Origin of the sequence: Pedococcus sp. 5OH_020 (genome assembly GCF_027812955.1) — a bacterium.
Lineage (GTDB): Bacteria > Actinomycetota > Actinomycetes > Actinomycetales > Dermatophilaceae > Pedococcus.
This window is the reverse complement of the sequence record NZ_JAPYZV010000001.1, coordinates 665,092-680,079: the sequence shown is the minus strand read 5'-3', so window position 1 is coordinate 680,079 and position 14,988 is coordinate 665,092. Positions and strand designations below refer to the sequence as shown.

Sequence of the window (14,988 nt, the reverse complement as noted above, 5' to 3'; positions counted from 1 at the left end):
CCCGTACGGCTCGAGACCTCGCCGCAGGCCTGGAGAGCAGCGACCTCGTTGTGGTGGGCTCGGGGTTCTTCGGGCTCACCGTCGCCGAACGCGTCGCCTCCGAGCTGGGCCGCCGAGTCCTGGTGCTCGAGCGGCGAAACCATCTTGGCGGCAACGCCTACTCCGAGCTCGAACCGAAGACCGGGATCGAGGTGCACCGTTACGGCGCGCACCTGTTCCACACCTCGAACCAGCGGGTCTGGGACTACGTCCGCCGCTTCACCGACTTCACCGGCTACCAGCATCGGGTGTTCTCCGTCAGCAAGGGACAGGTGTACCCACTGCCGATCAACCTCGGGACGATCTGCCAGTACTTCGGCATGCAGCTGACCCCGCAGCAGGCCCGGGAGCTGGTGCGGGAGCAGTCCGGGGAGATGGACCCCGCTCGGGTCACCAACCTCGAGGACCGTGCCGTCTCGCTGATCGGCAGGCCCCTGTACGAGGCGTTCGTCCGGGGTTACACCGAGAAGCAGTGGCAGACCGACCCCAGGGAGCTTCCTCCCGAGGTCATCAGCCGCCTCCCGGTCCGCTACACCTTCGACAACCGGTACTTCAACGACACCTACGAGGGTCTGCCGGTGGACGGCTACACCGCGTGGCTCGAGCGCATGGCTGCGCATCCCCTGGTCGACGTGGCGCTGGACGTGGACTTCTTCGACATCCGACAGCTCGTCCCCCAGGGCACTCCCGTGGTCTACACCGGACCGCTCGACCGCTACTTCGAGTTCGCCGAGGGACGGCTTGGCTGGCGGACACTGGACTTCCAGCAGGAGGTGCTGCCGGTCGGGGACTTCCAGGGGACGTCGGTCATGAACTACGCCGACAACGACGTGCCATGGACGAGGATCCACGAGTTCCGGCACTTCCATCCCGAGCGCGACTACCCGAGCGACCGGACCGTGATCGTGCGCGAGTACTCGCGCGCGGCCGAGGCCGCCGACGAGCCGTACTACCCAGTCAACACCCCCGCCGACCGACAGGTCCTCCAGCGGTACCGCGAGAGAGCAGCGGCCGAGCCCGACGTCTACTTCGGCGGCCGGCTGGGGACGTACCAGTACCTCGACATGCACATGGCCATCGCTTCGGCGATGTCGCTCGTCGACAACACCCTCGTACCACGCCTGTCGGCGGAACCTGCGCAGGGAGCGGGGCTGTGACGCATTCGAGCGCCACTGGCGAAAAGCACACTCCGATCCTGCGTGGCACGGGGGCGGCCGGGTAACCAGCCCACACATCAGCACGTCCACCTAGCTTGAGGAGGGCCGTCGTGGCTCGTGACACCATCTCCCGCTCCATGCACGACGTGGGTCTGGCGGCCTGGTTCGGCGGGACCCTGGCCAATGCCGTGGCGCTCAACGCCGCAGCGGCGCAGGCCGGGACGCAGTCGGCCACGGGGTCGGTGGCCAACACCGGGTGGGATCGATGGACGCCGGTGAACGCGGCGGCCATCGGCATGCACCTGATCGGGAGCGTCGGACAGCTTGCCGGGAACGCCGGCCGGATCACCGCCCAAAGGGGTGTGCCGTCGATGGTGGCGCTGAAGACGTCACTGACCGTCGCGGCCCTGGGCGCCACCGCCTACAGCCGGATGCTGGGCCGCCGGGTCTCCGCCCAGACCGACGTGCCGGCCCAGTCAGGCACGGAGCCGGCGGCCGCCACCCCGGAGGACGTCGCGGCGGCCCAGCGCCGCCTGCGCATGCTGCAGTGGGCGGTGCCCGCGCTGACCGGCGTCCTCGTCGTCGTCAGCTCGTTCGCGGGCGAGCAGCAGCGCGCCTCCGAGGTTCGGCAGGGAGTCGGAGAGCGGCTCATGGGCGGTCGGGGCCGGCGCCGGAGCTGAGGCTGCGACGCCCGGGATCTTCACCGTGTGGCGTCCGGGCTGCTGGTCCACGACGGCCGGGATCAGTCAGCCTGGACGGCGAGGCTCAGCGCAGCACGGCTCGGGCGCGCGACTCCACGGTGATGGAGAGTGAGCCGCCGAACCGAGAGAGCACCCCACCGACCAGGGGCAGGTCGGCTTGGCCCGTAAGTCGAACCACCGCCGTCTGGCCGTCCGGACTCCCGGTTCCGGGCGCAACGTGCCACGACCGCATACCGACCGGCCGCGGACGCGCGGCCAGGTAGCTGACAGCGGTCTGGGACACCGTGGCGGTGCTGACCGCCACCGCGCCGGTCAGTCCCGTCTCGTAGCTGCGGACGTCCAGGGAGTCGGCGGCGTCGAGGGCCGCCCCGTCGGCTGCGTCGAGCAGTCGCATCCGGCAGAGCTGGACGGACGTGACCGCCACGGTTCCCATGACGAGGACAGCTATGACCATGGTGAACCCCAGGATCAGGACGCTCACCTGCCCGGCCTCGGGTTGACGCAGCCGTCCGCGCCAGTCCACGGCTCGCCTCACGGCTCAGCGCGGAACCGGTCGACGACCGCCACGTGGGTCGCGCGCAGTGGCAGCTCCAAGGGAACGACGCCGCGAGCGAACTTCGGTACGAGTGGAAGCGGCACGGTCACGGTGGTCGTCAACTGAACCCGGCCGTTCGGGCGTAGACACGGTGCGCCGTCACAGGAGAGCGACAGCGTCCCGCGGCCGCCGAAGCCTTGGTCCTCGAATGCCAGGCGCGCGGCGACGCCTGCGCGCTGGCGCGCACCGCTCTCGGTGGACGCGGTCACGAACGCCCGTCCCGCCTCCCTGGCGGCGGTCGAGACGGCGTAGGCCCCCGCCTGCGCCCTGGCGAGGGTCATCACCAGGTAGATCAGCGGGACAAGAAGCAGCACGCCGAGGAAGACGAACTCCACCACGGCACTCCCCCGTTCACGCGCTCCCAGACACCGTGGAGCTGGCCGAGGGCGCCGCGCCATGGTCTGAAGCTGCATCATTGGCTCTCGAGGAAGGCACGGCCGACGACGTCCACACCACCCGCAGGCCCGAGCGGCCCGAGGATCGGTAGTGGCGCGACCACGCGCACCGCCACGGCTCGCACGCCGGCCGCGTCGACCAGGGACACGGTGACCTGCTTGGCGAACCGACCGGACAGCGACTCGGTGATGAGCTCTCTGGTCCGCACCGCGCCCAGCTCGGGGTCTGCATCGGCCCTCGCCCCCAGGCGTGCGCCCTCGGAGGCACACGAGATCAAGGTGTTGCGGATGTGGAGGGCCAGGCCAAGCTGGAACACACCGACGAAGAGCAGGGTCACCAGAGCACCGACCATGACGAAGTCAGCGACGGCGGCGCCTCCTTCGCGACCTTGCGGGAGGGCATGCCCCGGTGGCACAGCGCTACCCTCGCACGCTGTTCATCGCCTCGGTGAACAGGCTCTCGAGTGCGCCTCGGGCCAGGGTCCACAAGGCTGCGACGAGACCGGCGGTCATCAGGGTCACCATCACCCAGCCTGGGACATCACCTCGCTCGCGTCCACGGACCACCTCGTCCAGCGCCAGCCGGGCTCGGATCACGGTGCGGGTCATCCAGGTCATCATCATTTCCTCTCGGTGAGCTGCTCAGATGGAGAAGTTCAGGAAGGCGAGGCCGGGGAAGACCGCGAACAGGACGGTGACTGGCAGCACGAGGAAGACGACCGGCACCATCATGGCGATCTCCTTCTTGCCGGCCGCCTCCATCACGGCACGACGACCGGTCTCGCGGGCGTCCTGCGCCTGCCCGCGCAGCACCTCGGCCAGCGGCGTCCCGCGTTCGACGGCGACCACCATGCCGTCGACGAAGCGAGCCAGGCTCACCAGCCCGGTGCGGTCCGCGAGTCCTTGGAGGGCAACAGGCAGGCTTGCTCCGGCCCGGGCGTCGGCGAGGCAGCGCCCGAGCTCTCCGGAGAGCTCCCCACCCGACAGCCGGCACACTCGCTCCAGGGCTCCGGCGGCCCCCTCACCAGCCGCCACGGCGAGCGCCAGGAGCTCGGCGACGGTCGGGAACTCGGCCAGCAGGCGGTCCTCCCGGCGCCTCGCCTCGTGCGTGAGCCACTGGTCACGCGCCACCACTCCCGCTGCGCCCGAGCACAGCGTGATGATCACAGGGGGTAGGACGGCACCTCCCTGCCCGAGCCACACCACACTCCCCAAGGCGGCACCGCCCAGCAGGCCGGCGGCTCCCCACAGCACCTGCTCGGCTCGAAACCGTTCCAGGTCCGCCGGCTTACCGGCCCGCAGCAGCATCCGGCGCACAGCTGGTCCGCCACCGAGCACCCGACCTATCCGTGCGCCGAGGTCGGCCACGACGGGCCGGGCCAGCACCACGAGAACGCTGCGCCCGCCCACCTGACGGTTCGCCAACAGCCGCGAGGGACGCGGGGCATCCTGCACGTACGGACGCAGGCGCAGCTCGAGAGTCGGGCGGCGGTTGCGCGGAAGCCCGCGCCACACCAAGAGCACACCCACTCCCAGGGCCAGACCCACGCCGGCTCCCGCGAAGGACACGTCGTTCGCACGGCTCCAGGCGCTCTCCGTGCCAGGCGACCAGCCCGTCACCGGAGCACCCGGCCGTCCTCGGGCAGCCGGCCGATGCGGGTCATCAAGCGGTAGGCAGCAAGGGACACTCCAGCGCCGACCAGCAGAACCAGGATGCCAGGCCCGGTGCTGTAGGCCTGCACGGACTCTGGGCGGCCCAACAGCGTGCCCAAGACGAGCCAGGGCGCCGCCACGGCCAGACGCGCTGCGTTCACCGTCCACCCTTGACGTGTCTCCAGCTCCGCGCGCGTGCGGCCGTCCTCGCGCAGGAACGAGGACAACGTCCGCAGCAGCCGGCCCAGATCGCTTCCGCCCACCTCACGGGCGATGCGCAGCGACTCTACGAGCCGGTCGGCCACCGGGTCGCTGAGGCGGTCCTTCAGCAGGTCGAGACAGTCATGGAAGCGTCCCGACGTCCGGTAGTCCTCGGCGAACGACTGAAAGGCCGGCCGGAGCTCTTCGGGTCCTCGGCGGGCCAGCTGGCTCAGCGCCTCGGGCAGTGCCAGGCCGGCTCGTACGCCCGAGGCGATGTTGTCCACCACGTCCGGCCAGAGGTCACGCAGGCTCGCCCGCCGACGCCGCGCTCGCATCCGCACCAGGGCGAGGGGGCCGTAGCCCGCCATCGCGCCGAAGCAGCCGGCGACCGGCGCGACCCGGGTGGTCGCGTAGATCGCGAGCGCGACGAAGGCGAACCCGAGTGCGCTCGCCATGAGCAGTGCGGTCGGCCCTACCGAGGGGTAGCCGGCCTGGACCAGCTGGTCGCGGAGCCGGTCCGACATCGTTGCCGAACGCGGCTCATCGGGCTTCTCGCTCGGCGCCCAGGTGGACCACCACATGCAGAACAGCCCGCACCCCAACGTCAGGCCGAGCAGGACGCCCGTCACCGGCTGCGATCCGCAGGAGCGAGGAGCGTCGCCAGGTCGTAGCCCGCACGGCGGAACCGCTCAGCATGAGGGGGGAAGCCGTCCGCGCGGTCGAGCCTTCCCTCACGCTCGACGAAGAGGTCAGCCACCTCGACGACGTCCTCCTCGACCCTGCCCGGGACGGCGACGATCTCGCGCACGCGACGAACGCCGTCATAGTCCAGTGCCGCGTGCACGACCACGTCGATCGAGCCGGCCACCGTCGGGACGACGAACCGGCTCCCCACGTTCTCGCCGGCCAGCAGCGGCAGCGTGCACATCTTGGTGATGGCCTCGCGGGCACTGTTGGCGTGGATCGTGCACATCCCCGGCAAGCCACTGTTCAGGGCGATGAGGAGGTCGAGGCTCTCAGCCTGGCGTACCTCGCCGACGATGATCCGGGAGGGACGCATCCGCAGGGCCTCCTTGACCAGACGGCGCAGCGGGATCTCGCCGGTCCCCTCAAGGCTCGGCTGCCGGCACTGCATCGAAGCCACGTCGCGCAAGGGGATCTTCAGAACGAGCCCAGGTTTAGTACAGTAGCCCGCATGGCCCAGCGCACCGCCGCGATCTACGTCCGCATCTCCTCCGACCCGGAGGGCAAGCGCCTGGGCGTGACCCGTCAGCTGAAGGACTGCCAGGCGAAGGCGGCCGCGATGGGCTGGGCCGTCGGCGAGGTGTTTGAGGACAATGACGTGTCCGCGAGCAGTGCCAAGCCGCGGCCGGCGTACCAGCGGATGCTGGGGGCGCTGGAGGCGGGCGAGGTGGATGCGGTGGTGGTGTGGGACCTGGACCGGCTGACCCGGCGGCCGATCGAGATCGAGCACTTCATCGACCTGGCGGACCGCAGGCAGGTGGCGCTGGCGTCGGTGGGCGGGGACGTGGACCTGGCCACGGACAACGGGCGCATGTTCGCCCGGATCAAGGGGGCCGTGGCCCGGGCGGAGGTGGAGCGCAAGACCGCCCGGCAGCGGGCTGCCAGCGACCAGCGGGCCGATGCCGGGGCCCCGCACCGCGGGCGGCGCCCCTTCGGGTTCGAGCCGGACGCGATGACGGTCCGCGAGGACGAGGCCATCGAGGTGAAACGGGCCGCCGAGGCCCTGCTGGGCGGCGCCAGCGTGCGGGGCATCACCGCTGACCTCAACGCCCGCGGTGTCACCACCGCGACCGGCGGGCCGTGGCATCCGACCGAGCTGCGGCGGATGCTGGCCAACCCCCGGTACGCCGGGCTTCGGGTGCACCGCGGCGAGGTCGTCGGCGCGGCGGCGTGGCCGGCGATCCTGGACGCCGACACCTGGGTCGGCGTGCGCGCGGTCCTGTCCGACCCGTCCCGGCACCGGCGCGGCCGCCCCCGCAGCCATCTCTTGTCGGGGGTGGCCCGGTGCGGGGTGTGCGGGGGCCGGATCTTCGGCAGCACCGAACCCCGTGGGCCGGTGTACCTGTGCGAGACCCGGCGCCACGTGGTACGCCGCGGCGAACCGGTCGACCAGCTCGTCGTCGCGACCGTCGTGGGCCGGCTGTCGATGCCCGACGCCGTCGACCTGTTCGCCCGCGACGACGCCCGGGACGAGACCGCCCAGCTGGTGGAGCAGGAACGCGGGCTGCGGCAGCGGCTGGACGGCCTGGCCGAGGCGTACGCGGCCGGCGACATCGATCGGATCCAGCTCGCCGCCGGCTCGCGGCGCCTCAACGCCCAGCTGGCCGAGACCACCCAGGCACTGGCCAGGGCGGCCCGCTCCCCCGCCCTGGGCCGGCTGGTCACCGCCGACGACGTCCAGACCGCCTGGCAGGCGCTCCATGTGGACAACCAGCGGGAGGTACTGCGCGTGCTGATGGACGTCACCCTCGGGCCCAGCGGGCGGGGCCGACGAACGTTCGACCCCTCCACCGTCGCCATCGCCTGGAAGGGCGCAAGTCGCTCACAGTGAGCGGACGTCAGGGACGAGGTGACCTCGTTCTTCCGTCCAGGGAGCGGAGGCTTGGGATGCCGGAGCGCGAGCTGAGTTGTATCGTCGAGGCACATTTCCAGAACGCTCTTCGGAACGGGCGCCGCGCGTGGCGTGCACGACAGGTGTTGCGGCCTGAGACTCTAGGAGTTTCAGGATGCCCGAACGAGATGAGGAGCTACCGGCCGTGGAAGCTAGGGACGAGGCGACGATGGTGACGCCGAGTTTTGGGAGGCGTGCAGCGGAATTTGCCGCAGCGGTTCGCAACCGGCGCGTCATCCACGCGCGATGTCGTCTGTGCCGGAAGTCGATGGGCTACCTGCTGGTCGACCAGGAGTACACCTCCTCCGTCGAGGAGGTGCTCAACCACTCCACGTGGAGCGAACCTGCTAAGCCAGGGAACGCCTGCCAGTGTGAGCGGCGCTACCGACTGCCGGCACCGTCGAGCCTGGGACCGAAGATCCGCAGGGCCTATGACAGGTATGAGCGCGAGGGGGTCGGCCGGGAGCCGACGCTCCCCCGGCCGCCAAGGTTCGCCTCCAGCCAGGAGCTTCGTCACTACGAGGAGCTTATGCGCGCATACGAGGCTCGACTCCGGGACTGGCATGTACCCATCGACGCGCCGAACGGGTTGAGGGCCTGGCTCGAAGGGGCCCTTGACGAGGAAGGTCATCCGGCGGCTTTCCAGCTCATGGTCTGAGTCGCTATCCTGGCTGGCACACAAATCCATCGCTCATCCAAACGGGCGCCGCGGGCGGCGTGAGAATGACAGGTGTTGCGGCCTGAGACTCCAAGGGGTTTCAGCATGCCCAAACGCCACGACGATGAGTTGCAGCTGCGCGCGCCAAGCGGCCCACAGCAGAACCGCCACCCAGATGACTCTGCGCTGTGCTCCCAGCGCAGCGCAGAGTACGTCGACCGGGTCCTAGCGCAGGCCCCGGCGCTGACGCCGGACCAGTTGTCGCGCCTGCGCTCCCTCCTCCACGAGGTCCGCCCGGTGGCGAAGGGGGCACGTCGGTGACCCCGGATGCACCGCGCCCGATCGGCGGGCCGGACCAGCCGACGAACGATGCCACGGAGGTCCGGGGGTCGGCACCGCCGGATACAGCCGGCACGGTGACGCCGTCCAGTGGGGCACGCCGCGACCGCCCTCAGGGACGGCGCCAACCGCTCAACACCCCGCAAGGCCCGGCAGGCGATGTCGGCGCCACCCGGGGCGGGGCACGCGTGGACGCCAACCGGATCTGCCTGCTGTGTGACATGCCCATCACCGCACGTCAGCGGAGCAGTCACATCGAGGGTGCGCCGCTCCATGCGGCGTGCGCCCGCGACGCGCTCCGCGAGGCCGATCGCCAGTCACGGCTCATCAACGCCGGCGTCACGTTCGCAAGTCGACGTCCCTCCGACTACAGGCGCGGTAAGAGCCCGGGCAGTCTCCGATGAGTATCCGCAGCCGCTCAGACCTGTCCAGAGCCCCGCCTGAGCACCCCGTGTCTCGGCGCCGCCGATGGCCCGCACAGGGCACGCCAGGGAGCCCACATAGTCCCCCAGACCCAGCGCGGCCACGTGGCGTACCCACCGCGGGTGGACCCTGCAGACCACCACGCCGAACCGCCGAAGGCCAGCCCACAGCGCCCGCAACTCGGCGCTGCGGCCACCTCCGGTGCCGTGGTGAGCCAGCCGGCACGTGTCGGCGGCAGCGAGGCAGGGTGCCCGGCGGTGGCCGATGACCAGGTCCTCGCCACGGGCCAGGTCACCGGCGGCAAGGGCGCCGCGCATCTCGACGAGTCGGCCGACCGGCTCCCGCCCATCGCCCGGCCTGACAACAAAGTCGCCAGGCGAAACGGAAAGTGAACGGTCCGCATGACACCTCCGCGGCTAGCCGCGACTGAAGACCGATCTACGAAACCTTCAGCAGTCTGAAAGGAAGCATGATGCGCAACTCAGAACCACAGGAAAACGGGGCGCTGCGGCACCCCGACCCGCAGCAACCGGGCCCGGCGACGGAAGGCGGCGAGCCGGACGACACCGACCGTGGCCCCACGGGCCCGGTGAGGTCCACCGCCCCGGGAGAGACCTACACCGCTTGCCTCTCGGACCTTCCCGGTCCACCCCCGGGCGCCACGGGCCTGCAGCGCCAGAACGCGGAGGACACGGCGTGGGGGATCAGCCGTTTCGGGTACGGCCTGGCCGACTCCTGGGGCGATGACTTGGACCACTTCTGCGTCTACACGGTCGGGCTGACTCAGTTCGACCACCCCGAGCTCGTCACCGTCGATGTGCTACAGCTGACGGCAAGTCTGGTGCTCTCCCGTCTCGCGGACCAGGTCGTGCGCTCCGGCACGCGCTTGCGCGCCGGCGAGCTCTATCACGTCAACGGGCTGGACATCGTCAGGGCCCGGGTACGTCTGGTCGAGCTGACCCACGAGGACGCGCAGCGCCTGATCCCGGGGTTCCCCGAGCGGTCCTTCAACGGCCGGCAGCCGCGCGCACTGCAGGTGCTGGCCTTCGCCGCCTAGAAGCGCATCATCGGATGCCCCTTACGGCGGCGCGCGGCGCTGGATGCGGCCATCGACACGCCTCGCGCCGCACGCCGCCCACCCAAGCGCCGCCGGGCACTTGATCCCGGCTCACCGGGCGGGCGGGCCCACGGCAGGCGCAACAACAAAAGCGCGGCCAGGGCCGGCCCCGCTGGGCCGGCCAACCGGGGGCGGCTCACCGCGACCAGATGCCCCCGCCACACGCTCAACAACGAACAAGGAGAAACGGAAAATGACGAACTCAAGCGACCTCCTGGTCGACGCCTTCCGGCGTCCGGACCCCAAGGAGCTGAACCAGGTGGAACCGGAAGAACCGCAGGAGCACCCGGTCACCGGTCAGATGGCGTGGTGCTACGGACACTTCGGCTTCACCGTGGCCGACTTCGGCGGTGACTCCCTGGCCAACTACTGCGTCTACACGGTGGGACTGATCCAGTTCAACCACCACGAGCTCATCATCATCGGCGTCCCGCCCGAGGCGGCCCGGATGGTGCTGTTCGGACTGGGTCACCGGGTCGTCCACGAACACCGCTACATCCACGCCAGCCCCCACTCCTACGACGTCGAGGCCTACTCCGACCGGGTCGACGAAGGCACCCCCCGGATCCGGCTCGTGGAGCTGACCACGCAGGAGGAACACCGCCTCTTCGGCGGCGGGCTCTACCGGCACCACTATGACGCCTACGACCCACCCGAGACACTGCTGCGGGTCACCTTCGAAGACCCACGCGACCTGTCCCCGATGCCCTTCGCCCCCAGCGCGCTGTTCGACCCCGGGGTCGGCGCGGGCGACGATCCCGACCCCACCGTGCCCGGTACACCACGGTGAGCCGACAGGAACGCCGGCCCGGTGCACACGTCGGGCCGGCGGGCCTTGGCCTCGTCCTCACCGTGAGGTCGCAACCGCCTCGCCCCAGCGGGGGCGAGGCGGCGCCCAGGGCTGCTGCCGACCACAGGCTCACCTCGGTCCCGGGGGACGCCGACGTAGAACAGGCCTTGACCACCGCCCGAACCCTCGTGTCGTGGGGAGTGCCGCTGTTCATCGCCAAGCCGGACCTCGACAAGCAGGGCCGGTGGCGGCCCACTGGTGGGCACGGCAGCACGGGCTTCTGGTTTCCGCAGTGCTGGCAGGAGTCGCGACCCGACCAGTCGGTGGTCGACCGCTGGCGGCCCGGTGACGCGCTGTGCGCGGTGACGGGCCACGTACTGGACCTGTTGGACCTCGATCCCCGCAACGGCGGGGATGCGACCTTCGCCGAACTCGCCCGCAATGGCCTGTGGCCGGAGGTGTACTGCAGCGCGGCGACGCCCTCGGGCGGGCGGCACGACTTCGTGGCCCCGCTGGGAGTCCGGTCCCGCGACGGCGTCCGTCCTGGCTTGGACGTCAAGGCCGGGGCCGGTGGCGGTGGACACGGCATTGCCTTCCTGGCGCCGACGGTGAAGCTGTCGAAGTCGACCGGGCAGCTGTCGCAGTATGCGTGGGTCATCCCGCCAAGACGTCGTCCGGAACAGGACGACGACAGTGGCGCGGCGATCGCGGCCCTGGTCTCGGAGGGTCGCACGCGCGCCGGTGGTCCCCGTGCGCCGAACTGCCCCAGATCGGCTGAGAGCCTCCCCCCTCGCCTCGACAACGACAACGACACAGACGACGACGCCGACGCCGACTCCGTCGTCGCGGCGTTCCTGGCCCGGGTCCCCGGCGGCCCTCCATGCGGGTGGATGCGGGACGCGGCGAACGCGGCGTCGAAGGTGCTGACCGGCGACCAGCTTCACCGGGGCATCATGGGGCCCGTCCTGCGGATGGTCCGCGGCGCGGCCAGCGGCCATCAGGGACTTGACGCCGCGCTGGCAGAGCTGCGCAAGGACTTCGTGTCCCGGGCGCAGATCCGAGGGGGCGTGCGCGAGCTGGCGTCGGTGCAGGAATGGGACCGCGCCCTGGCGGGCGCGGTCGCCAAGGTCCCCCACCAGGGGACTGGGGTGCGACCTACCGCAGCCTGCGACTGCTGGCTTGAGCAGTACCTGCGCGACTACGACCAAGCGCCCCCGCACCTGCACACGCTCAACGGTCGGCAACGGGCAACGGACCGGGTGGTCATCGACTGCCTGCTCAGTAGCGCCCGCCGGGGCCGGTCGCGTCGCATCCAGGTCTCCCAGCGCCAGATCGCCGAGGCCGCCGACGTCTCGCTCGCCAACGTCTCCCAGTCGCTCAAGCGACTCAGAGAACAGGGTTGGGTTGAGCGGACCAGCGTGGCCGGCTACCCCGACCGCCTTGACCTTCTGGTGCCCCAAGCAGCGGTAACGAGAACAACTGAAAAACCCACCGCAGCGGGTAGTTCAGTTGTTCTCGTTACCGCGCGAGGAGTGCACCAGGTGTTGGGGCCGGCCGGGGCGGGCCCCGGAGCTGCGGCCACCTTCGCCCGGCTTCCCGAATGGCGTCGACGTGTCCGCGGCCGGTCCGGCCATCTGGTCCGCGTCACGCCCGGCACCGCGGCCTCCGGCGCCAGGCCCGCGGACCCCGTCCAGGGGCCGCGGGCCATCCCGCACCCGCCCACCGGTCGCGGAAAGACCGTGGCCCAGCTCGCGCAGGAGATGAACGTCCCCACCTCGACAGTGCGCGGGCGCCTGAACAAGCTCCACAGGCTGGGCCTTGCCTTCCGCGACGGCCAGCGCCGCTGGTGGCGGTACCGCTTCGACCCGGAGTGGCTCGCCGACCGGGAAGGCATCCCAGACACCGCCGAGGCCCGGCGGCGCCTGCACGTGCGTCAACGCCGGCTCTACTACGTCCCGCTTATCAAGGCCGGGTCCGTCCGGCCGGTCGTGGACGACGACGGCTCAGTCAGGTACCTGGAACGGCTCGAGGGCGAGGACACCGGGTCGATCCTCTGGATCGACCGCGAACCCGACGCCGCCCGCTGGATCGCCTCCCTGGATCCCGATCAGCACCCGTCCTGACCCGCTAGGGCTGGTGCGGGGAGGGCGCCAGCCCGATCCCGCCAAAAGGGCCTCCCCGCGACAGCATGCATGCCGAGGTCACTGCGCTCTTGCAGGCCTGGGGACCGGAAGCAGCGCGGCGACGCTTGACATCACCGGTTCCTGACAAACACTTGGTGGGCGGGGAGTGCGGCCCGCCCGGCCTCCCCGCCGCGGACCTGACCCTGAATCGCACTCGATGGAACGGAGCAGATTCATGACCCAAGTCATTCACGACAAACCGGACCAGCTCGCCAAAATCCAGGCGGCCCTGCTCCAAGGAGAGCAGGTGTTTGCGGTGTACGACGGCAAGGGCGTCGGGACCGGCTTCATAGGCCTGACCGATCGACGCGTGATCATCCAAGACAACTCGTTCGTGGGTGGGAAATCAGCCGTCACGAGCCTGCCCTACAAGCGCATCCAGAGTGTCTCCTTCGTCTCGGACAAGTCCATGTTCGGAAAGTTCGTCGCCTCCTCTACCGTGGCCATCCAGGTCGGCAGCCGCATGTATGAGGTCGAATTCCGAGGCGACGAGAAGGCCAGGCACGCGCACGACGTGATCCTGCACTACGTAGTGCACAGCTGACCGAGCGGTCACCGCGCCCAACCGGCGCGGTGACGAGGATGTGTGGCTGATGGTGCTGCCATCGGTCTCGAAGGCGACAAGGCCATGCTTGCGGAGATGGAGCAGGTATCCGGTGATGGCGTCGTGGCGGGTCAAAGCCCTGTTGTGGAGCCGATGTTCGACGACACCATGGCATGCCCCGCTGCCCGCCCTTGCGTATTGGGGCTTTAACGCCCGGCCGCCACCCTCAGTTCGAGCCGGCTAGGTCAGCCGGGACCCACGACGTGTAGCCGCGCTCGCGCGCCGCTTTCCTCACACCACCGAGTTGCTGGCGCAGCGCCCCGAGGTGTTTGAGCGCCACCCATCCTGTCCGGGCACGCGCAACTGCGAAGCGCGTTCCGATAGCTGCCACGGGCCGGAGGATTACCGTGCCGGTCGCGACCTGGACTGCCAAACCGGCAAGGTTGGCAACACCGGCCGTGGCCGCTTGTTCGGCTACCCACCGGCCGGCCTCTTGGGGCTGCTGACCGGCGCGGAGCCGGAGCACACCGGCCACCAGGATCGCGGCCAGCGCGAACTCTGGAATCGCCTCATGAGCAGCGTGCGCTGCAGTTAGGTGACCAAGAGCGCCCTGCACATGGTGCGTCACTGCGGCGTCGTTAGTGACGGCATGAAAGTGCGATACGTCCATGCCTCGCGCTCTCGCCGCAGCGACCGCCTCGTGGCTGGTCGCAACGTCCGGGTACTGGGGGTAACGCTCCAAGTGCTCCGCAAGGAGCCCTGGGTGCGCGCTCTCCTTCATCTGGAGGTAGCCGACGTGATGACCCTGTTGGAACGTCTCTACGTCCCAGCCCGGTTGGTTGAGATCGTGGGCAAGGACAGCGTGGTCAGGCGTTCCCGGCAGATCCAAAGTATCGCCGTGGTTAATTCGGTCGACCACGTGCAGCTCCAGCGTGGCACCCTTCACCGAGTTGATCAAACCGTTGGTCTGGGCCCTCGTCAGGTGCGTGAATAGCCCACGCAGCGTGGTGGGCGAGTACGCGTCCAACCGTCCCAGGTGCTCCAACGCCGCAGACACATCCGCCGGCCATTGGTCAGCCGATGCGAGGCTGACCTCATCCGTGAGCAGGCCGGCCGCGGTCGCCGCCTCGAAGTAGCCCGAGGCCACACGCAGCTGCACAGTGTCGCGAACGACGTCCTGCCAGCTGGGCGCCGGGATCACGCGAGTACGGCAGTCCAAGGCCAGGCACTGCAACGCCTGAGCGGCCTCGGGACCTAACCCTCCAGCATTACTCATGTGCACCGCCGTGTCCCCGCTCGAGGCGTTCGACACGGTCCAAGAGGTCCAAGATCATCGCGTGCTGGGTACTCACGACGTCCACTAGGTCTTCCATAGTGGACCGCGCCTCAGCCCAGGCCCCGTTCTGGCTAACGGTGTCCTCAGCCTTGCCGTAAACGCGCCCGGCCACCCCGAGACTGCGCCGAGTTGCATCCTCGACGCCAGCTAGGCGCTCCTCACCCACAGCATCTGCGAGCGCCTCCCGCGCCTCTGAAACCCGGCTACGGAACCTATCGCCGA

General features: G+C 70.0%; 17 protein-coding genes and 1 pseudogene. 9 read left to right on the top strand and 9 right to left on the bottom strand.

The window, feature by feature from the left end; translation table 11 throughout:
• Positions 1–29: 29 nt before the first annotated feature.
• Complete coding sequence (gene glf / locus PHA84_RS03025) at positions 30–1,196, top strand: UDP-galactopyranose mutase (RefSeq protein WP_270886699.1); 1,167 nt, start codon at positions 30–32, stop codon at positions 1,194–1,196.
• Positions 1,197–1,306: 110 nt separating this feature from the next.
• The gene (locus tag PHA84_RS03020) at positions 1,307–1,876 is read left to right on the top strand and encodes a hypothetical protein (protein ID WP_270886603.1); all 570 of its coding nucleotides are present in this window, start codon (positions 1,307–1,309) and stop codon (positions 1,874–1,876) included.
• Positions 1,877–1,961: 85 nt separating this feature from the next.
• Here the strand turns inward: PHA84_RS03020 and PHA84_RS03015 are convergent, their stop codons facing one another.
• The 7 genes and pseudogenes from PHA84_RS03015 to PHA84_RS02985 form a co-directional block, all read right to left on the bottom strand.
• The gene (locus tag PHA84_RS03015) at positions 1,962–2,378 is read right to left on the bottom strand and encodes a pilus assembly protein TadG-related protein (RefSeq protein WP_270886602.1); all 417 of its coding nucleotides are present in this window, start codon (positions 2,376–2,378) and stop codon (positions 1,962–1,964) included.
• A gap of 50 nt (positions 2,379–2,428) precedes the next feature.
• Entirely contained in the window at positions 2,429–2,827 is a 399-nt protein-coding gene (locus PHA84_RS03010; protein WP_270886601.1) for a pilus assembly protein, read from the bottom strand.
• Between the two features lie 77 nt (positions 2,828–2,904).
• Entirely contained in the window at positions 2,905–3,303 is a 399-nt protein-coding gene (locus PHA84_RS03005; protein ID WP_270886600.1) for a TadE family protein, read from the bottom strand.
• Positions 3,304–3,307: 4 nt separating this feature from the next.
• Positions 3,308–3,505: a hypothetical protein gene (locus tag PHA84_RS03000; protein WP_442952805.1), complete on the bottom strand. Its 198-nt coding sequence runs from the start codon at positions 3,503–3,505 to the stop codon at positions 3,308–3,310.
• A gap of 24 nt (positions 3,506–3,529) precedes the next feature.
• Complete coding sequence (locus PHA84_RS02995) at positions 3,530–4,507, bottom strand: type II secretion system F family protein (protein ID WP_270886599.1); 978 nt, start codon at positions 4,505–4,507, stop codon at positions 3,530–3,532.
• Positions 4,504–5,370: a type II secretion system F family protein gene (locus PHA84_RS02990; protein ID WP_270886598.1), complete on the bottom strand. Its 867-nt coding sequence runs from the start codon at positions 5,368–5,370 to the stop codon at positions 4,504–4,506. The genes PHA84_RS02995 and PHA84_RS02990 overlap by 4 nt, the downstream gene beginning before the upstream one ends.
• A pseudogene (locus PHA84_RS02985) lies at positions 5,367–5,906 on the bottom strand (ATPase, T2SS/T4P/T4SS family); the annotation flags it as partial. The pseudogene PHA84_RS02985 and the gene PHA84_RS02990, both read right to left, overlap by 4 nt.
• 30 nt (positions 5,907–5,936) lie before the next feature.
• On the opposite strand from PHA84_RS02985, the gene PHA84_RS02980 reads away from it, so the two are divergent.
• The 7 genes from PHA84_RS02980 (at position 5,937) to PHA84_RS02950 (ending at position 13,430) form a co-directional block, all read left to right on the top strand.
• Positions 5,937–7,316 carry a recombinase family protein gene (locus PHA84_RS02980; RefSeq protein ID WP_270886597.1) on the top strand — a complete coding sequence of 460 codons (1,380 nt, stop codon included), beginning with the start codon at positions 5,937–5,939 and terminating at the stop codon, positions 7,314–7,316.
• A 328-nt stretch (positions 7,317–7,644) separates the two neighbouring features.
• Complete coding sequence (locus PHA84_RS02975; protein WP_270886596.1) at positions 7,645–8,034, top strand: hypothetical protein; 390 nt, start codon at positions 7,645–7,647, stop codon at positions 8,032–8,034.
• 884 nt (positions 8,035–8,918) lie between these two features.
• Complete coding sequence (locus PHA84_RS02970; RefSeq protein WP_270886595.1) at positions 8,919–9,188, top strand: hypothetical protein; 270 nt, start codon at positions 8,919–8,921, stop codon at positions 9,186–9,188.
• Between the two features lie 80 nt (positions 9,189–9,268).
• The gene (locus PHA84_RS02965) at positions 9,269–9,853 is read left to right on the top strand and encodes a DUF4262 domain-containing protein (RefSeq protein ID WP_270886594.1); all 585 of its coding nucleotides are present in this window, start codon (positions 9,269–9,271) and stop codon (positions 9,851–9,853) included.
• A gap of 253 nt (positions 9,854–10,106) precedes the next feature.
• Positions 10,107–10,703, top strand: a complete 597-nt coding sequence (locus tag PHA84_RS02960) for a DUF4262 domain-containing protein (protein WP_270886593.1) — start codon at positions 10,107–10,109, stop codon at positions 10,701–10,703.
• 167 nt (positions 10,704–10,870) lie between these two features.
• Positions 10,871–12,826, top strand: a complete 1,956-nt coding sequence (locus PHA84_RS02955) for a MarR family transcriptional regulator (RefSeq protein ID WP_270886592.1) — start codon at positions 10,871–10,873, stop codon at positions 12,824–12,826.
• Positions 12,827–13,061: 235 nt separating this feature from the next.
• On the top strand, positions 13,062–13,430 hold the full coding sequence (locus PHA84_RS02950; protein ID WP_270886591.1) for a PH domain-containing protein: 369 nt from the start codon (positions 13,062–13,064) through the stop codon (positions 13,428–13,430).
• Between the two features lie 226 nt (positions 13,431–13,656).
• Here PHA84_RS02950 and PHA84_RS02945 read toward each other — a convergent pair whose 3' ends face one another.
• Positions 13,657–14,631: a hypothetical protein gene (locus PHA84_RS02945; protein WP_270886590.1), complete on the bottom strand. Its 975-nt coding sequence runs from the start codon at positions 14,629–14,631 to the stop codon at positions 13,657–13,659.
• Between the two features lie 67 nt (positions 14,632–14,698).
• The coding region (locus tag PHA84_RS02940; protein ID WP_270886589.1) for a hypothetical protein at positions 14,699–14,988 on the bottom strand (290 nt) is incomplete at its 5' end.